13 protein-coding genes are annotated in these 17,986 nt (G+C 73.0%); 7 read left to right on the top strand and 6 right to left on the bottom strand.

What is annotated here, in order from left to right; all coding sequences use genetic code 11:
* The 5 genes from lpdA to Cba03nite_RS01290 all read left to right on the top strand — a co-directional run bounded on the left by lpdA (nt 1) and on the right by Cba03nite_RS01290 (nt 6,744).
* The gene (gene lpdA / locus Cba03nite_RS01310; RefSeq protein WP_203740702.1) at nt 1-1,377 is read left to right on the top strand and encodes a dihydrolipoyl dehydrogenase; all 1,377 of its coding nucleotides are present in this window, start codon (nt 1-3) and stop codon (nt 1,375-1,377) included.
* A gap of 63 nt (nt 1,378-1,440) precedes the next feature.
* Complete coding sequence (gene sucB / locus Cba03nite_RS01305) at nt 1,441-3,198, top strand: 2-oxoglutarate dehydrogenase, E2 component, dihydrolipoamide succinyltransferase (protein WP_203740700.1); 1,758 nt, start codon at nt 1,441-1,443, stop codon at nt 3,196-3,198.
* Between the two features lie 197 nt (nt 3,199-3,395).
* A complete protein-coding gene (locus Cba03nite_RS01300; protein ID WP_203740698.1) occupies nt 3,396-4,130 on the top strand; it encodes an ABC transporter ATP-binding protein in 735 nt (244 codons plus the stop codon).
* Complete coding sequence (locus Cba03nite_RS01295) at nt 4,130-5,776, top strand: DUF6297 family protein (RefSeq protein ID WP_203740696.1); 1,647 nt, start codon at nt 4,130-4,132, stop codon at nt 5,774-5,776. The genes Cba03nite_RS01300 and Cba03nite_RS01295 overlap by 1 nt, the downstream gene beginning before the upstream one ends.
* A 77-nt stretch (nt 5,777-5,853) precedes the next feature.
* On the top strand, nt 5,854-6,744 hold the full coding sequence (locus Cba03nite_RS01290) for a TIGR01777 family oxidoreductase (protein ID WP_203740694.1): 891 nt from the start codon (nt 5,854-5,856) through the stop codon (nt 6,742-6,744).
* A gap of 125 nt (nt 6,745-6,869) precedes the next feature.
* Here Cba03nite_RS01290 and Cba03nite_RS01285 read toward each other — a convergent pair whose 3' ends face one another.
* From Cba03nite_RS01285 to Cba03nite_RS01270, 4 genes are all read right to left on the bottom strand, one after another.
* Nucleotides 6,870-8,288, bottom strand: a complete 1,419-nt coding sequence (locus tag Cba03nite_RS01285; RefSeq protein WP_203740687.1) for an extracellular catalytic domain type 1 short-chain-length polyhydroxyalkanoate depolymerase — start codon at nt 8,286-8,288, stop codon at nt 6,870-6,872.
* A 273-nt stretch (nt 8,289-8,561) separates the two neighbouring features.
* Complete coding sequence (locus Cba03nite_RS01280) at nt 8,562-9,581, bottom strand: LLM class flavin-dependent oxidoreductase (protein WP_203740685.1); 1,020 nt, start codon at nt 9,579-9,581, stop codon at nt 8,562-8,564.
* A gap of 92 nt (nt 9,582-9,673) precedes the next feature.
* Entirely contained in the window at nt 9,674-10,069 is a 396-nt protein-coding gene (locus Cba03nite_RS01275; protein WP_203740683.1) for an SCO5389 family protein, read from the bottom strand.
* Between the two features lie 35 nt (nt 10,070-10,104).
* Complete coding sequence (locus tag Cba03nite_RS01270; RefSeq protein WP_203740681.1) at nt 10,105-11,082, bottom strand: ATP-binding protein; 978 nt, start codon at nt 11,080-11,082, stop codon at nt 10,105-10,107.
* A 391-nt stretch (nt 11,083-11,473) separates the two neighbouring features.
* On the opposite strand from Cba03nite_RS01270, the gene Cba03nite_RS01265 reads away from it, so the two are divergent.
* Nucleotides 11,474-13,246, top strand: coding sequence for a DUF6311 domain-containing protein (locus Cba03nite_RS01265; protein ID WP_373315712.1), 1,773 nt, complete (start codon nt 11,474-11,476; stop codon nt 13,244-13,246).
* 18 nt (nt 13,247-13,264) lie between these two features.
* Here Cba03nite_RS01265 and Cba03nite_RS01260 read toward each other — a convergent pair whose 3' ends face one another.
* Together Cba03nite_RS01260 and Cba03nite_RS01255 are read right to left on the bottom strand one after the other, a co-directional pair.
* Nucleotides 13,265-14,647, bottom strand: a complete 1,383-nt coding sequence (locus Cba03nite_RS01260) for a hypothetical protein (RefSeq protein WP_203740679.1) — start codon at nt 14,645-14,647, stop codon at nt 13,265-13,267.
* A 95-nt stretch (nt 14,648-14,742) separates the two neighbouring features.
* Complete coding sequence (locus tag Cba03nite_RS01255; RefSeq protein WP_239125377.1) at nt 14,743-16,872, bottom strand: MMPL family transporter; 2,130 nt, start codon at nt 16,870-16,872, stop codon at nt 14,743-14,745.
* 326 nt (nt 16,873-17,198) lie between these two features.
* Here Cba03nite_RS01255 and lipB point away from each other — a divergent pair, with 326 nt between their 5' ends.
* On the top strand, nt 17,199-17,861 hold the full coding sequence (gene lipB, locus Cba03nite_RS01250) for a lipoyl(octanoyl) transferase LipB (protein WP_346114706.1): 663 nt from the start codon (nt 17,199-17,201) through the stop codon (nt 17,859-17,861).
* Nucleotides 17,862-17,986: the final 125 nt, after the last annotated feature.

The following is a 17,986-nucleotide window of genomic DNA, read 5'->3' as shown; positions in this document are numbered from 1 at the left end:
GTGAGCGACACCTTTGACGTAGTCATCCTCGGCGGCGGTAGCGGCGGGTACGCCACCGCGCTGCGCGCGGCACAGCTGGGTCTGTCCGTCGCGCTGATCGAGAAGGACAAGCTGGGCGGCACCTGTCTGCACCGGGGCTGCATTCCCACCAAGGCGCTGCTGCACGCCGGCGAGGTCGCCGACCAGACCCGCGAGGCGGCGCACATCGGCATCAAGGCCGAGCTGATCGAGATCGACATGGCCGGCATCAACTCGTACAAGGACGGCGTCGTGGCCGGCCTGTACAAGGGTCTGCAGGGCCTGATCAAGGCCGCCAAGGTCACCTACGTCGAGGGCACCGGCACCCTGGTCGCCCCGAACGCCGTCGAGGCGAACGGCCAGCGCTACACCGGCCGCAACGTCGTGCTGGCCACCGGGTCGTACTCCAAGTCCCTGCCCGGTCTGGACGTGGACGGCGAGCGGGTCATCGCCAGCGAGCACGCGCTCGTGCTGGACCGCGTCCCCTCCTCCGCGATCGTGCTGGGCGGCGGCGTCATCGGCGTCGAGTTCGCCAGCGCGTGGAAGTCGCTCGGCGCCGACGTGACCATCGTCGAGGCCCTGCCCCGCCTGGTCGCCGCCGAGGACCCGGACATCTCCAAGCAGCTGGAGCGCACCTTCCGCAAGCGCGGCATCGGCTTCAAGGTCGGCAAGCCGTTCGAGAAGGTCGAGAAGACCGAGGCGGGCGTCAAGGTGACCATCGCCGGCGGCGAGACCCTGGAGGCCGAGCTGCTGCTGGTCGCCGTGGGCCGCGGCCCGGCCACCGCCAACTGCGGCTTCGAGCAGCAGGGCGTCACCATGGAGCGCGGTTTCGTCATCACCGACGAGCGCCTGCGCACCAACCTGCCCAACGTGTACGCCGTCGGCGACATCGTGCCCGGCCTCCAGCTGGCGCACCGCGGCTTCCTCCAGGGCATCTTCGTCGCCGAGACGATCGCCGGGCAGAACCCGGCCCCGATCGTCGAGTCCGGCATCCCGCGCGTCACCTACACCGACCCGGAGATCGCGTCGGTCGGCATCACCGAGGCGCAGGCCAAGGAGAAGTTCGGCGCGGAGAACGTCGAGACGTACAACTACAACCTGGGCGGCAACGGCAAGAGCAAGATCCTGGGCACCCAGGGCTTCATCAAGCTGGTGCGCCAGAAGGACGGCCCGGTCGTCGGCATCCACATGATCGGCGCCCGGATGGGCGAGCAGGTCGGCGAGGCGTCGCTCATCGTCAACTGGGAGGCCTTCCCGGCCGAGGTCGCGCAGCTCATCCACGCGCACCCGACCCAGAACGAGGCGCTCGGCGAGGCGCACCTGGCGCTGGCGGGCAAGCCGCTGCACGCCCACAACTGAGCTAATAAGCTCACCTCGTCCTAATCACAGCGGATCAGCACTTACACCGAGGAGTCTGAAGCAATGCCGGTATCGGTAACCATGCCGCGGCTCGGCGAGAGCGTCACCGAGGGCACCGTCACCCGGTGGCTCAAGCAGGAGGGCGACCGGGTCGAGGTCGACGAGCCGCTGCTCGAGGTCTCCACCGACAAGGTGGACACCGAGATCCCGTCGCCGGCCGCCGGCATTCTCAGCAAGATCATCGTCGGCGAGGACGAGACCGCTGAGGTGGGCGCCGAGCTGGCCGTCATCGCCGGCGAGGGCGAGAGCCCGGCCGCCGCGCCGGCCGAGGCGGCACCCGCCGCCGAGGCTCCGGCCGAGGCCGCTCCGGCGCAGGAGGCGGCACCGGAGCCGGCTCAGGCCGCCGAGCCCGCCGCGGCTCCGGCCGCTCCGGCGGGCGACGCGACCCCGGTGAAGATGCCCGCGCTGGGCGAGAGCGTCACCGAGGGCACGGTCACCCGCTGGCTGAAGGCGGTCGGCGACTCGATCGAGGTCGACGAGCCGCTGCTGGAGGTCTCCACGGACAAGGTCGACACGGAGATCCCGTCCCCGGTCGCCGGCACCCTGCTGGAGATCACGGTGCCCGAGGACGAGACCGCCGCCGTCGGTGCGCAGCTCGCGCTGATCGGTGCCGCCGGTGCGGCTCCGGCCGCCGCGGCTCCGGCTGCCGCTCCGGCACCGGCCGCGCCCGCTCCGGCTCCCGCCGCTGCGGCTCCGGCGGCGCCCGCTGCGGCCGCCCCGGCCCCCGCTCCGGCGCAGGCCGCTGCTGCTCCGGCCGCTCCGGCTCCGGCTGCAGCCGCCCCGGCTCAGCCGGCTCCGGCCGCCGCTCCGTCGGCTGCGGCTCCCGCGGCTGACGTCACCGGCGCCGACGGCTACGTCACCCCGCTGGTGCGCAAGCTCGCCGCCGAGCACGGTGTGGAGCTGGGCAAGGTCACCGGCACCGGTGTCGGCGGGCGGATCCGCAAGCAGGACGTGCTGGACGCCGCGGCCAAGGCGAAGGCTCCGGCCGCCGCCCCCGCCGCCCCGGCCGCTCCGGCCGCCAAGGCCGCCCCGAGCCCGCTGCGCGGACGCACCGAGAAGCTGTCGCGGCTGCGTACCACCATCGCCAAGCGCATGGTGGAGTCGCTGCAGATCTCGGCCCAGCTCACCACCGTGGTCGAGGTGGACGTCACCAAGATCGCCAAGCTGCGTACGCAGGCCAAGGCCGACTTCCTCGCCAAGAACGGCGTGAAGCTGTCCTTCCTGCCGTTCTTCGCGCTGGCCGCGATCGAGGCGCTGCGTGTGCACCCGAACGTGAACGCGTCGATGGACCTGGAGGCCGGCACGGTCACCTACCACGACGCCGAGCACCTGGGCATGGCCGTGGACACCGACAAGGGCCTCATCGTCCCGGTGATCCGCAACGCGGGCGACCTGAACCTGGCGGGCCTGGCCCGCCGGATCGCCGACGTGGCCGAGCGCACCCGCTCCAACAAGATCCTGCCGGACGAGCTGTCGGGCGGCACCTTCACGCTGACCAACACCGGCAGCCGGGGCGCCCTGTTCGACACGCCGATCATCAACCAGCCGCAGGTCGCCATCCTCGGCACCGGCGCCGTCGTCAAGCGGGCCGTGGTCGTGGACGACCCGAGCCTGGGCGAGCTGATCGTGCCGCGCTACATGGTGTACCTGGCCCTCTCCTACGACCACCGCCTGGTGGACGGCTCCGACGCGGCCCGCTTCCTGGGCACCGTCAAGGAGCGCCTGGAGAGCGGCAACTTCGAGGCCGAGCTCGGCCTCTGACCCGCACCACCCGAAGAGGGGCGACCGGCAACCGCCGGCCGCCCCTCTTCGCGTCCCGCCCTCCCTCGATCGTCCGACTTGCCTGGCAGGTGGGCGTATGTTGAGCGCCCTTTCGCCCATGTGCCAGGCAAGTCGGACGATCATGGCCGGGTCGGCGGGCGGGCGAGGGTGGTGGCGGGGCTGGTTAGGGTGGGCGGGTGGCGATCGTGGAGGCCAGGGGCGTGTCCGTCGCGTACGGCGACGCCGCCGTGCTGCGGGAGGTGAGCCTGACCGTCGGCGCGGGTGAGATCGCCGCCGTCGTCGGGGTGAACGGGTGCGGCAAGTCCACGCTGCTGCGCTGCCTGAGCGGGCTGCTCCGGCCCGGCGGGGGCGAGGTGCGGGTGCTGGGCGCCGCGCCGAGCGCCGCCCCGGCCTTCTGGCGCGAGGTCGCGCTGGCCGCCGAGGAGCCCGCCTGGTATCCCGGCCTGACCGCCCGCGAGCACCTGGAACTCGTCCCGCTCACGCACGGCACCAGCACCGCTCCGGTCCTGTCCGTCGCACGGGCGCTGGACGAGTTCGAGCTGGCCGGGCGGGCCGACGCCACCCCGCTGACGCTCTCGGCGGGTCAGCGTCAGCGGCTCGCGCTGGCGTCGGTGCTGGTCCGCCCCAGCCGCCTGCTCCTGCTCGACGAGCCCGAACAGAAGCTCGACGCCGGGTTCCGGCTCCGGCTCGCGGCGCTGCTGCGGGCGTACGCCGACGACGGCGGCACCATCGTCATGGCCACCCATGACGCGGCGCTGGCCGAGGGCACCGGCGCGCGCGTGCTGCCGATGCGCGACGGCCGCCTGCTCGACGCCGACCGCGACGGCGACGGCGACGGCGACGGCGACGGCGACGGCGACGGCGACACGCTCCGCCCCGCGTCCGCTCGCGCAGCCGCGCCCGCCGCCTGATGGCCGTCCCCGCAGCGGGAGCCGTACGGGCCGCCCGCGCCGCGACCCGGGCCCGCCGCGCCCCCGCCGACTGGTACGACCGCTACTTCCGCGTCTTCGGCGCGGCCGTGCTGGTGTTGCTGCTGCTCGGGCCGTTCCACGGGGTGCTCACCCGGCTGGCCGAGCCGGTCGCGGCGGCCGATCCGGCAGCCGCCCGCGCCGGGCTCGCGCTGCTGGTGGCGTACTTCGCCGGGCTCGTCGCGCTCGCCTCGCTGGCCGGTCCGATCGCGCTGTCCCCCGCCGACGCCCGCTGGCTGCTGCTGTCGCCCCTGGACCGGCGTGCGGTGCTCGCCCCCGCCGCCCGCCGCGCGGCCGCGCTCGGCGTCGTCGCCGGTGCGCCCACGGCCGCCGTGGCGGTCCGCCTGCTGGGCCTGCCCGAGCACGGCCCGCTCCGGCTGGCCGCGACCGTCCTGATCGGCGCGGCGGCCGGACTGACCGCGATCTGCCTCGCCACCCTGGCCCAGCCCTCGGCCCCGGCCGCCCGCCGCCTGCGCCGGGTCGCCCTCGCCGTGACCGCCGTGGCCGTGCTCACCGCCGCCGCGCCTCTGCTGCCAACACCCACCGCCCTCGCCGCTGCCGGCACCCTGTCCACTTCGATCTCGCCGACGCCCCCCGCACCGGCCACCGAGATCGCTCCCCGTGCCGCGACGTCACGTGTCGCTGAAGCTGCCGCCGTCGTCACTGATGCGGTGCCGCGAGGTGGCTCGCTGCCTGAGATGCCACTGCCGGGGCTGCTGCTGGCCGCGGGACTTGCCGTGGCGGTGGCGGCAGTCCTGGCACTGCTGGTTTGGCGGCGGCTGGCGGGCTTCCCGGCCGGGCCGGTGGTGGAGGCCGCAGGGCGGGTCGGGGTGGCGACCGAGACCGCCGTGGGGCTGGAGCCGTCCTTTCTGACCCGCGCGGTCGAGCAGGCGTACTGGCGCGGCAGGCGACTGCGCTCGCGGCGCTGGCCGTCCTGGCCGGGGCCGCTCGTGCTCGCCTGGCTCGACTGGCGGACGCTGGCCCGCCGCCCGCTGCGCCCGCTCGCCCTGGCCGTCGCGAGTGCGCTGCCCGCCGTCCTGGTCACGGTGTGGCCCGCGCAGGCGCCGGTGGCCGTGGCCGCCTCGTTCCTACTGGCGCTGGCCGCGGCGAGCGCGGGCACCGGCGGCGTCCGGCACGACGCGGACAGCCCGGCGCTGGCCCGCCTGTTCGGGGTACGGCAGCCCGCCGCCGACGCGTCCCGCCTGGCGCTCCCGTCCGTGCTGGCCGCGGCCTGGTACGCGGTCGCGCTGGCGCTGCTGGCGCGGGCGGGGGTGCTGCCCGGTGGGCCGTGGGCGCTGTTCGGCCCGGCGGCGGCGCCCGTGCTGGCGGTGGCCGCGGCGCGCCTGGCACGGCGCGGGCACGTCGACCACGCCTCGACCCCGGTGGTCATGCCGATGACCGGCTCGCACATCCCCACCGGCTGGTTCATCTGGTGCCTGACCGGCCTCGACGTCGCCGTTCTCGGCTGCCTGCCGCTGCTCTGGGCGCTCGCCGCCCCGCCTGCCGACCCGTACCCGCCGCTGCTCGTCCAGGTGATCGTCAGCGGGGCCGTCGTCGCCGTACACCTGCTGCGCCGCCGCACGCGATGACCACGGCCCGGCCGCGGACCGTCACCCCCGCGGTGTCGGCACGCCGGGCCCGGCTCCTTTTCGGGCATGATTGTCGTATGCGGATCGTGGTGGCGGGAGCCTCGGGCTTCCTGGGGCAGCCCCTGCTGTCGACTCTCCGGTCGGCCGGGCACGAAGTCATCCAGCTGGTGCGCCGCCCGGCCGCCGACCCCTCCGAGCGGCAGTGGGACCCGGCCGAGCCGATCCGGCTCCCCGACGGCACCGATGCCGTGGTCAACCTGTGCGGGGTCGGCGTGGGCGACCGGCGCTGGACCGACGAGTACCAGGCGCTGATCCTGTCCAGCCGGGTCGTGCCGACCGCGACGCTGGCCCGCGCCGTCGCCGCGCAGCGCATCCCGGTGCTGGTCAACGCATCCGGAGTGGGCTTCTACGGGGAGACCGGCGACCGCGAGGTGACCGAGCTGTCCCCGCCCGGCGACGACTTCCTGGCCGGCGTCTCGATCCACTGGGAGGAGGCGACCGCGCCCGCCGTGACCGCCGGGTCGCGGGTGGTGCTGCTGCGCACCGGCTACCCCCTGCACCGCGACGGCGGCTTCCTCAAGGCACAGCTGGTGCCCTTCAAGATGGGCCTGGGCGGGCGGCTCGGCAACGGCCGCCAGTGGGTCCCCTGGATCTCCCTCTACGACTGGCTGGGCGCCGCCCAGTTCGTCCTGGACGACGACCGCGTCGAGGGCCCCGTCAACATGGTCGGCCCCGCCCCCGTCACCAACGCCCAGTTCACCCGCGCCTTCGGCGCCGAACTCCACCGCCCCACCGTCATGCCCATCCCCAAAGCGGCCCTGAAGATCCTCTACGGCGAGTTCGGCAACGAGGCCTACCGCAGCCTCCGCGTCATGCCCGGCGCCCTCACCGCCGCCGGCTTCCCCTACCGCCACCGCACCATCAGCCAGGCCCTCCACGCCGCCCTCACCGACCCAGTCCCCGCCTGACCGCGCCCCGCCCCCTCTCTACCGCGCCGATCTTGCGTGAACTGTGGGTGCGACACGCCCCTTCCGGGCATATCCCTAACAGTTCGCGCAAGATCGGCGCAGCGGTGGGGGCGGGGCGGGGGCGGTCAGCACTGGCCGTCGGCGATGACCCAGTAGTCGGGGCCGGTCTGCTTCAGGGTGTGGGTGTAGAAGGTGTTGTAGAGACCCATGTTCTGGTTGGAGCCGTTGGCGTAGGCGTAGCCGAGGGAGTGGTAGGCGCGGCCCGCGGCGACCTGGGCGTAGTTGCTGGCGGTGTAGCAGACGGGCGGGGTGGTGCCGCCGGTGGTGGTGGCGGAGACGGGGGCGGACTGGCCGCTCTCGCCGGAGGCGCTCACGGCGGTGACGGTGAAGGTGTACGCGGTGCCCGCGCTCAGCCCCGTCGCCGTGTACGCCGCACCGGTGACCGGGGATGACGTCAGCTTCGTGCCGCCGCGGTAGACGTGGTAGCCGGTGGCGCCGGACACCGCCGTCCAGGACAGGGCGACGCTGGTGTCGGTGACGCCGGTGACGGACAGGCCGGTGGGCGCGCCGGGCGGGGTCGGCGTGGTGCCGCCGCCGTCCAGCCCGAAGAACAGCGCGTCGCGGTACGCCGAGCAGATGGTGTCGAGGAAGTACGACGCGGCGGTGCCGCACTGGTCCACGCCGCTGCCCGGGTCGACGGGCGTGCCGTGGCCCATGCCGGCGACCTTGTAGAGCCGCACCGCGTCGGACGCGTACGTCTCCAGCGTGGTGTTGCCCGGCAGGCTGCTCGTGCTTCCGACGGCCTGCGAAGCGCCGCGCACGTTCGTCCACTGCGTCATCAGCTCGGTGCCGTTGGCGGGCACGACGGTCGTGTCGGACTGCCCCTGCCAGATCGCCACCCTCGGCCACGGGCCGCCGAAGCCGGGGTAGGCGTTGCGGACCAGGTCACCCCACTGCTGCGGGGTCTTGCTCACGGCCGCGCCCTGGCAGGCCGTGCCGCAGTTGTACGGGATGCCCGCGACGACCGAGCCGGCCTTGAACACGTCCGGGTACGCGGCGAGCATCACCGCGCTCATCGCGCCGCCCGCGGACAGGCCGGACACGTACACCCGGCTCGCGTCGGTGCCGTAGTTGGTCTTGGCGTAGTCGACCATCTGCTTGACCGACAGGGCCTCGCCCTGCCCCCGGGCGATGTCCCCGGCCTGAAACCAGTTGAAGCAGCTCAGCGAGTTGTTGCCGGACTTCTGCTCGGCCACGATGAGCGCGAAGCCCCACAGGTCGGCGTACTTGCGCCAGCCGGAGTTGGTGAAGTACGCGTTCGCGTTCTGGGTGCAGCCGTGCAGCAGCACCACGGCCGGACGGCCGCTGGCCAGGCCGTCGGGCCGGTAGCTGTACATACTGAGGTTGCCGGGATTGCTGCCGAACGAGCTGACCTGCGTCAGCGTGGCCGCGTGCGCCGGGGTGGCGACGACGGCCACCCCGGCGAGTCCGATGAGGAGGGCGAGCGCCGCGCGGAGCAGCCGCGGGGCGGAGGGGACGGGCATGGCGGGCTCCTAGACAGTGATCCGTGTCACTCACCTGTGTGGAGCCGCACGCTATGCCCTCCCGCAACACCCCCGACATATCCCCGCAACACACATTCCCCCTCCCCGATGTGGCTACGAGGGAAAGCCCACGAAAGGAAGGGCACCTTCTTAACGCTATCCGTAGTAGAAGGTGCCCTTCTTAACGCCGCAGCCCGGCGCCCTCACCCCAGAGCGTCGATCTTGCGCGAACTGTTAGGGATATGCCCGGAAAGGGCGTGTCGCACCCACAGTTCACGCAAGATCGGCGCTCTGGAACGGGGCGGCGACGGGGGTGCGAGGCGGAGTGGGCCAGGCTGCGGGGAGGGCAGCGAGGGTGATGATGAGGTCGGTGGTGGCCCCGGGGGAGCCGGCGGCTTCGACCATGCACAGGTGGCGCGACACCCCCGTCTCGGTGACGGAGTGCGCGAGGGCGGCGGCGACCTCGGCGGGCGGGCCGACGGGCTGGATCCGGAGCAGGTGCTCGACATGCGCGTCGAGGTCGCGGCCGGGCGGGGCGCCGGAGACCGGCACGGCGGCCCGGATGCCCGCGAGCCAGCGCGGCAGGCGTTCGCGCAGCTCGCGCTCTCCCGTGGCACGGTCCGCGCACGGGTAGGCCAGCCGGACCCGCGCGTGGTCCACCCCCACGGGATCGTGCCCGTGCGCAGCGGCGGCCTGCGCCCACCGGTCCACCAGCGCGGCCGTCTCGGCGTCATCGGCGTGTACGCCCAGCAGCAGCGGCAGCCCGTGCCGCCCCGCCAGCTCGGCCGTGTCCCCCGAGGTGACCGCCACCCGCACCGGCACCGGCCGGTCCGGTCGTGGCACGACGGCCAGCGGCCCGAACCGGTGGAACTCCCCGTCCGCGCCGACCGCCGCCGCCCCTGACAGCCAGCGCAGCAGCACCTCCAGCGACTCGGCGAAGCCCTGCCGGTAGTGCTCCACGCCCCGCCCGAGGATCGCGACCTCCTGCCACGGCCCGCCCCGGGCGACGCCGAGCTGAAACCGGTCCCCGGCCAGCGCGTGCAGCAGCGCCGCCTCCTCCCCCAGCGCGACCGGGTGCCGCGAGCCCAGCACGCACGCCGCCGTGCCGACGGTGATGCGCCTGGTCCCGGCGAGGATGTGCCCGGCCAGCACGGTCGCCGACGGGCACTGGCCGTACGCGACGAAGTGGTGCTCGGCGAGCCACACCCCGCCCATCCCGGCCCGCTCCGCCGCCACCGCGTGCGCGACCGCCGCAGCCGGGCCATAGGCACTGGTCAGGAAAACGTCCAGCAAGGCGACTCCTTCCAGAGCGCGATTCAGCGCAAATGTTAAGAAGGGCACCTTCCTATACGCATAGCGTTAAGAAGGTGCCCTTCCTTTCTCGGTCAGCAGTCGCGGAGTTCGGGTGACTGGTTGCGCAGCTGGGCCACCGGGGAGATGAACTCCTGGTAGGTGTCCCCGCCGACGGCGCTCAGCGCGAACGCCGCGACGCGGTGGCAGTTCTGGAACGCGAGCTTGATGCCGAAGTGGCGCTCCAGGCCGCCCCGGATCGCGTCGCTGGCCAGCGCGCGCAGCAGCTCACCGCGCTGGGCCTCGCTGGGCGGCGGGGTGGCGTGCTCGCCGAACTCGCTACCGGGCGTGTCGGCCAGCCGCCCGGCGGCGGCGCTGACCACCTCCCACGCGTACGGCAGCGACGTGCGTACGCAGTCGACGAACTCGGCGTCGTCGACCTGCCCGGCCTCGGCGCGCTCCAGCAGCGCCACGGGTACGTCGAGTGACATGTGCTCTCCTCTCATCGGGGACGGCCTGGCGGCCGTCAGCGGTGTCCTGCCGGCTCGAGCCGCTGCGGCCCGAGCACGAAATCGGGGTCGACCTGGGCGGCGAGGTCCTCGCCGCTGCGGGCGTTGCCCCACGCCTGCGCGTTGCGCAGATGGAACTCCACGGCCTGCGCGGTGTAGCGCGGCCAGTCCTTGACGCAGCCGTCCACGGTCGCCCGGATCAGGTCGAGCGCAGCCCGGTTGGGCGCCTCCAGCTCGCTGATCGGGCGCGGGGCGCCGCGCTCGGCGGCGCGTACGAACCCGGAGCGCCCGACCCAGGTGAGCAGGTCGTCGCCGACGTGCTCGCGCAGGAACGCCACGTCCGACGCGTCGTCGATCTTGTTGCCGATCACGTGCACGCGCACCCCGAAGTCGCGGGCGTAGCCGATGTACTGCCGGTACACCCCCACGCTGCGCAGGGTCGGCTCGCACACCAGGAACGTGGCGTCGAACCGGGTGAACAGGCCGGAGGCGAAGCTGTCCGCACCCGCGGTCATGTCGACCACGACGTACTCCCCGGGCCCGTCGACCAGGTGGTTGAGCAGCAGCTCGACCGCACCGACCTTGGAGTGGTAGCAGGCCACGCCCAGGTCCTCGGTGGCGAACGGCCCGGTCACCGCCAGGCGCACCCCGCCGACGCGGCGGACCAGGCGGTCGTAGATCGGGTTGGTCTCGCCGACCCGCAGGAGGCGTGAGCCGCTCCCCGGCGGGGTCGTCTTGACCATCGTGGCGGCGGAGGGGATGCGCGGGTTGTCGCCGCGCAGGTACTCCTTGATGTCGGTCAGGTGGTCGCCCAGCGACGGGAGCAGGACCGCCTCGTCCTCGCTGATGCCGAGCGCCGCCGCCAGGTGCTGGTTGATATCCGCGTCCACGGCCAGCAGCGCCCCGGGCGGCGTCGCCGCCGCCAGGTGCCGGGCCACGAGCGCCGCAAGGGTGGTCTTACCGCTGCCGCCCTTGCCGACGAATGCCATCTTCATACTGCTATTGATAGTCATTTTCAATAGGCGGGTCAATCACTGTGCGTATCTCGCGCGTGTCGCCGGGTCACCTCCCCGTGCCCACTGTGATGCGGGATCGGGATGATCGCCGTTTCGTGTCGAAAACTGTCGCGTAGCGCAAGGTTTAGACACAAACTGGCGATCTTCCCCGCGCCGGGTGACGGAGCCACGGCTAAGGCAGTGGCGGAGCACCGGCGCGGCGGGCAAGCCGAGAGCGCGGCTCGGGCGCGGAGAGCCCACCCGGCGCGCTGATAAACTGCGCCGAGTGTCGATCGCCTCGCCCGCCAGCCCCCAGAGCCCCCCCGCCGACCTCGCGGAGGCGCCCGGCCACGACGGCGCCGAGGCCGCCGCGCGCACCCGCGGCCGCCGGATCGACCTGCTGGTCGCGGCCGTCTCACTGCTCGGCGCGGTATGGGTCACCGGCGCGCTCTGGTCCGACCCGCTGCACCGCGCGAGCGGCGTCAACTCCGGCGACCAGGCGTTCTTCGAGTGGCTGCTGTCCTACGGGGCGTACGCGCTCACCAACGGCGCCGATCCGCTCTTCACTCACCTGCTCAACGTGCCCGACGGCGTGAACCTCGCGGTCAACACCTCGGTGTCGGTGTACGCGTTCCTGTTCGCCCCGCTGACGATCCTGGCCGGCCCCGCGATCACATTCCTGGTGATCCTCACCCTGAACCTCGCCGCCACCGCCTATGCCTGGTACTGGCTGTTCCAGCGCCACCTCGGCGCGAACCGGCTCGGCGCGGCGCTCGGCGGCCTGTTCTGCGGCTTCGCCCCGGCGATGATCTCCCACGCGAACGCGCACCTCAACTGGACCGCGCAGTGGGTCGTCCCGCTGATCATCGCGCGCTGCCTGCTGCTGGTCCGCCGCGACAAGCCGGTCCGGGACGGCGCGCTGCTGGGCCTGCTCATCGCGGTCTGCTTCTCGCTCGCGGGCGAGGCGCTGTTCTTCACCGCGCTCGCGCTCGGCGTGTTCACGCTGGTCTGGGCGCTGGCCCGGCGCGCCGAGGCGGCTGCGCTGCTGCGCAAGGTGCTGGCCGGGCTGGGCAGCGGCGCGGTGGTGGCGGGTGTGCTGCTGGCGTACCCCCTGTATCTGCACTTCGCAGGCCCACAGCGGTACCACGGCACCGGCTTCGACCCGAAGGTGCACAACGAGGACCTGGCCGCCTTCGCCGCCTGGCCGGAGCGCTCGCTGGCCGGCGCGCTCGGCCTCAACACCGACCTGGCCGCCAACCCGACCGAGGAGAACTCGTTCTTCGGCGCACCGCTGCTGCTGCTCGTGATCGTCGGCATCGTGCTGCTGTGGCGTCGCGCCGCCCGGCCGCAGCGGGTCAACCTGGCCGCCGTCGCCGTCACCGCGGGCGTGTTCGCGCTGCTCTCGCTCGGCCCCGAGCTGCGCTGGCTGGGCCGCCTCACCGGCGTGTGGATGCCCGAGGCGCTGATCGGCGGGCTGCCGGTGTTCAACGCCGCGCTGCCGTCCCGGCTCGCGCTGATCGTCGCGCCCGCGTTCGGTCTCGTCGTGGCCTGGCTCGCCACCGCGCTGACCTCCCGCGACGCCGAGTCCGGCGTGGGGGTACGGGTGCCCGGACCGCGCGCCGCGTGGGCCGCCGCGTTCGCCCTCGCCCTGCTGCCCCTGATCCCCACCCCGCTGCTCGCCCGTGACCGCGCTCCCGTGCCGGAGTTCTTCACCACCGGCCAGTGGCGCGAGTACGTGGCCGACGGCGGCACCGTGGTGCCCGTGCCGATCACCAACGACCTGCTGCCGGACGGGCAGCGCTGGCAGGCCGCCGCGCTCGCCGACGCGGCCGGTCCCGGCGACAGCGTGTTCCGGCTGCCCGCGGGCTTCTTCCTCGGCCCCGGCGGCCCGAACGGCACCGGCCGCATCGGCCCGATCCCCCGCCCCACGCAGACCCTGCTGGAGACGATCGCGAAGACCGGCGTGGTGCCCCCGCTCACCGACGCGGACCGCACCGCGCTGCGCGACGACCTGCGCTACTGGAACGCGAGCATCGTGGTGCTCGCCGACGACGTGCACGGCGCCCACTGGCCGACGTACCAGCCCGCCCTGAAGTCCGCGATGACCCAGCTCCTCGGCGACCCCCGGCGCGTCTCCGACGTCTGGCTCTGGCAGGTCCACTGACCCCCGTCGGGACCGGGCTCACCAGCGCCAGGCGGTGCGGGTGAGGCGGGGGGTCAGGTGGTCGCGCCAGGCGGTGGCGAGCTGGCCCGCGATGCGGCGGAGCAGCGGGGTGCCGAGCCAGCCCAGGACGACGGCGCTGTAGGCGGCGCTGAGCCACTGGGTGGCGGTCAGGTGGGCGAACTGCCAGGACACCAGGGGGTACCAGAGCGAGCTGTACTCGGGTGAGTACCAGCAGAGCGCCTCGACGGACTGCGGGGTGTTGAAGCAGGCGGTGGGCCACAGCTCGTGCCAGAACAGGCTGTTCAGGCCGATCCAGCTCGACAGCAGCAGCACCGCCAGCGTGAGCAGGTTCGCGCCGAGCCCGGCCTGCCGGTGGCCGAGGCGCAGGGCCAGCGCCAGCGCGGCGGGCAGGATGCCGGCCAGGAAGAAGCGCGGCCCCCACGACATGCCCGCGTACCAGGCCCACCAGGGCGCGTACACGACGACCAGGCCGCCGACGAACAGCAGCCACAGCCGGTGGATGCGGGCCAGGTCGATGCCCACCGGCCCGTCGAGGTCGGCCAGCGCGCGCCGCATCGGCAGGAACATGCCGGGCAGGTACCAGACGATGCCGCGGCCGAACGCGAACAGGATCGCCAGCACCCCGAAGAAGAATGGATACGAGAAGCCGGGGCGGCCCGAGAAGGGCATGACGTCCTTGGCGCCGCGGTCGCCTACGTAGCCGCCCTTGCGGGCCAGGATCTCCAGCAGGATCAGCGCCGCCGCGACCGCCACCGGCACCAGCAGGCGCAGCCGCCGGTGCCGCCAGGTCTCGGCGAGGCCGACCACGCCGAAGCCGACCACGGTGGCGGGCGTGTTGACCACGCCGACCACGGCCGCGGCCCAGCCCCAGCCGCGCCGCCGCCCGCGCACGACGACGACGATGCCGACCATCACGCCCATCATGGTGAACGTCTCGCTGCCGTAGTGGCCGACGTCCGGCGGCAGCAAGCTCGCCGCCACGGTGATCAGCATGAACCGCCGGATCAGCGCGCCGGGCACCAGCCCGCGCAGCAGCAGCCAGAGCGCGGCCAGGCCGAGGGTGAAGACCACCAGGTTGAAGTACTTGATGCCGGCCTCGGGGGTGGCCACGGCCTTGCCGAGCAGCCACAGCGGCGTGGAGAACAGCGGGCCCATGATCGAGTACTCGCTGTTGTTGAGCCGCCCGTCGGTGAGCAGGACGCTGATGCTGTTGAGCCGGTCCACCCCGTCGGCGACGACCGCGACCTGCTGGCCCCAGACCAGGCGGGCCAGGCCCGCGACGATGAGCAGCGTCTCCACGACGGCGGTCCAGTGCGGACGGCGCGGTGCGGCGGGTGCCTCGGACGCGGTGGCGGCGGGTTCCAGGGTGGTCTGCGACACGGCGTCACCATACGCAACCCGGCCACGACGTTAGGAAGGGCACCTTCTTATACGCATAGCGTTAAGAAGGTGCCCTTCCTTTCCCCACCCCGGGGTTAGTCGGCGGGACGGCGCCAGAGTCCGCCGGGCCACCAGACGAAGCGGCCGATGTCGACGGTGAGGGCGGGGACCAGCAGTGAGCGCACCAGCAGGGTGTCCAGCAGCACGCCGAACGCCACCGCGAACGCGATCTCCACGACGAAGACCAGCGGCAGCACGGCCAGGGCCGCGAACGTCGCCGCCAGCACGACACCGGCCGAGGTGATCACGCCGCCGGTGACCGCGAGGCCCTTGAGCGTGCCGGGCTTGTGGCCGATCTTGCCGGCCTCCTCGCGGACCCGGGTCATCAGGAAGATGTTGTAGTCCACGCCCAGGGCCACCAGGAACACGAACGCGAACAGCGGGTACGACGAGTCGGCGCCCGGGAAGCCCAGCACGTCGGTGAAGACGAGGCCGGAGATGCCCAGCGTGGCCAGGTAGGACAGCACCACCGTGGCGATGAGCAGCAGCGGCGCGATGAGCGAGCGCAGCAGCACCATCAGGATCAGGAAGATGACGCCCAGCACCAGCGGGATGATCACGTTACGGTCGCGCTGCGAGGTGTGCTGCACGTCGTAGTTGATCGCGGAGAAGCCGCCGACCTTCGCGTCCGCGCCGTCGATGGCGTGCACCGCGGCGCGCAGCCGCTCGACCGTCTCCAGCGCCGCCGGGGAGTCGGCCGCGTCGGTCAGCGTCGCGTCGATCCGGACCAGGCCGTCGACCACCTTCGGCTCGGCCGGCGGCGGCACCAGCGGCGTGCCGGGCTGCGCCTCGGCACCCGTCTGGCCCTGCGCCCCGGGCACCTGCCCGCCCGTGGGACCGCCCTCGATGCCCGGCTGCCCCTCGCCCGGCGGGACGACCGGCATGGCGGGCAGGCCCGTGAACGGGGCCGCCTCGGCGACACCGGCGGTCTGCCGTACGGCCAGCAGCACCTGGTCCAGCTTCTCGGCGCGGGTGACGATCTCGGCGGGGTTGCCGCTGCCGCCCGGGAAGTGCGCCGTGGTCAGCTCCTGCGCGGCCACCGAGTCGGGGTTGCCGATGAAGCCCTCGGACTGCGGGATGCCGTCGGCGTCCAGGCGGGTCAGCCCGGCGACGCCGGCCAGCAGCAGCACCGCGGTGCCGATCCAGACCAGCCGCGCGCGGCGACCCACCAGCGCGGACACCTTCGCCCAGATGCCGGTCTCCTCGACCGGCGCGGAGCCGTGCTTCGGGCGCACCGGCCAGAACGCCGCGCGGCCGAGCAGCGCGAGCACCGCCGGGAGCAGGGTGAGCGACACGGCGAGGCTGCTGGCGATGCCGATCGCGCCGACCGGGCCGAGGCCCTTGTTCGAGGCGAGGTCGGACACCAGCAGGCAGAGCAGGCCGAGGATGACGGTCGCGCCGCTGGCCAGGATCGGCTCGAACGAGGCGCGCAGCGCGACCCGCATCGCGTCGTACTTGCTCACGGTGCGGCGCAGCTCCTCGCGGAAGCGGGACACCAGCAGCATCGCGTAGTCGGTGGCGGCGCCGAGCACCAGCACGTCGAGGATGGCCTGGCTCTGGCCGGAGACCGTGATTACCTCCTCCTTGGCCAGCAGGTAGACCACGCCGTTGGCCAGCGTGAACGCCATGCCCGCGCCAAACAGCACGACCAGCGGCAGCAGCGGGCTGCGGTACACGATCAGCAGGATGATCAGGATGATGCCTACGGTGACGCCGAGCAGCAGGCCGTCGATGGAGCCGAAGACCTCCATCATGTCGGTGAGGATGCCGCCCAGGCCGCCGACGTGCGCGTTCAGGCCGTCGGGCAGGCCCACGTGGTCGCGGATCCACTGCACGTCGGCCATGTTCTTCTGCGCGTCGGTCTCCGTGAACAGCACGGTGACCTGGGCCGCCTTGCCGTCGGTGGAGAAGTGCGGGTAGAGCGGCACGTCCGCGAGGCGGTCGCCCAGCTCGGCCTTGACGGCGGCGAGCTGCTCGGTGATGGCGGTCTTGTCGGCCTCGGTCAGGCCGGTGTCCCTGCCGTAGACGAGCTGCGCGGGGACCACGTCCAAGCCCGCGAACTTCTTGCTCTGCTCCAGCACGAGCGTCGCCTCGGCGGTCTCCGGCAGGAACGAGGCGTTGTCGTTCTTCTGCACCTCGGCCGTCTTGGCCGCGAACCCGCCCATGCCGCCGCTGATCAGCAGCCACACCACCAGGCCGAGGGCCGGCAGCAGCCAGCGCCACCGCTTCGGCCGGGGCGGGGCGGCCACCCCGGCATCCTGCTCCGGCTCTGCCTGGAGCTGCTCCTTCTTCTCCCGCGTCGCCGTCATCGCGCGCTGGTCCTTCCGTACGCAAGGCAAGCTGACACAGCGTGCCAGTATTTGTGAAAGCTTTCACAAGCACGCCGCTTGCGCACACCATACTGGTCGCGAGCTGGTCACGCATTCACGGGTGCGGGTGACGCCGCGCACCTTTCCTGGCCGGGCACGCGCGCACGAGTAGCCTGACGAACGTGACCAGCATCGTCTCGCCGGCGCTCGTGATCCGACGCGCCGGCACCGTCGAGTATCTGACCGCCTGGGACGAGCAGCGCCGCCTGCACGCGGGCGTCGTCGAGGGCACCGAACCGGACACCGTGCTGCTGCTGGAGCACCCGAGCGTGTACACCGCGGGCAAGCTCACCGAGCCCTGGGAGCGGCCGTTCGACGGCACCCCGGTCGTGGACGTGGACCGCGGCGGGAAGATCACCTGGCACGGCCCCGGGCAGCTCGTCGGCTACCCGATCGTCAAGCTGCCGGTGGTGCGCGGCGGGCTCGCCGACGTCGTCGCGCACGTGCGGCGTACCGAGCAGATGCTCATCGACGTCTGCGCCGAGCTGGGCGTGGCCACCACCCGGATCAAGGGCAACAACCGCTCCGGCGTGTGGGTGCGCGAGGACGAGCGCGGTCCCGACCGCAAGATCGCCGCGATCGGCATCCGGGTGGCCCGCAACGTCTCGCTGCACGGCTTCGCGCTGAACTGCGACCCCGACATGAGCCGCTTCGCCAACATCGTGCCCTGCGGCATCACCGACGCCTCGGTGACCTCCCTCAGCGCCGAACTGGGCCGCGACGTCACCGTCGCCGAGATCCTCCCCATCGTCGAACGCCACCTCCCCACCCTCCTCGCCCCCTAAAGCAAAGGAAGGGCACCTTCTTAACGCTATCCGTAGAGGAAGGTGCCCTTCTTAACCCTGGTGCGGTGGGGTGGGCCGGGGTTCCCCGGCGTTGATCGTGATCTCGTGTCACGATCTGCGGTCTG

This window comes from Catellatospora bangladeshensis (genome assembly GCF_016862575.1).
GTDB lineage: Bacteria > Actinomycetota > Actinomycetes > Mycobacteriales > Micromonosporaceae > Catellatospora > Catellatospora bangladeshensis.
Note: the sequence above shows the minus strand (reverse complement) of the source record. Positions and strands in the feature narration are given on the sequence as shown.

Excerpts from the sequence above, each read along its gene's own strand:
- sucB (WP_203740700.1), top strand. The coding sequence starts at position 1,441 with ATGCCGGTATCGGTAACCATGCCGCGGCTCGGCGAGAGCGTCACCGAG.
- Cba03nite_RS01295 (WP_203740696.1), top strand. The coding sequence starts at position 4,130 with ATGGCCGTCCCCGCAGCGGGAGCCGTACGGGCCGCCCGCGCCGCGACC.
- Cba03nite_RS01290 (WP_203740694.1), top strand. The coding sequence starts at position 5,854 with ATGCGGATCGTGGTGGCGGGAGCCTCGGGCTTCCTGGGGCAGCCCCTG.
- Cba03nite_RS01285 (WP_203740687.1), bottom strand. The coding sequence starts at position 8,288 with ATGCCCGTCCCCTCCGCCCCGCGGCTGCTCCGCGCGGCGCTCGCCCTC.
- Cba03nite_RS01275 (WP_203740683.1), bottom strand. The coding sequence starts at position 10,069 with ATGTCACTCGACGTACCCGTGGCGCTGCTGGAGCGCGCCGAGGCCGGG.
- Cba03nite_RS01270 (WP_203740681.1), bottom strand. The coding sequence starts at position 11,082 with ATGAAGATGGCATTCGTCGGCAAGGGCGGCAGCGGTAAGACCACCCTT.
- Cba03nite_RS01255 (WP_239125377.1), bottom strand. The coding sequence starts at position 16,872 with ATGGGCGGGTTCGCGGCCAAGACGGCCGAGGTGCAGAAGAACGACAAC.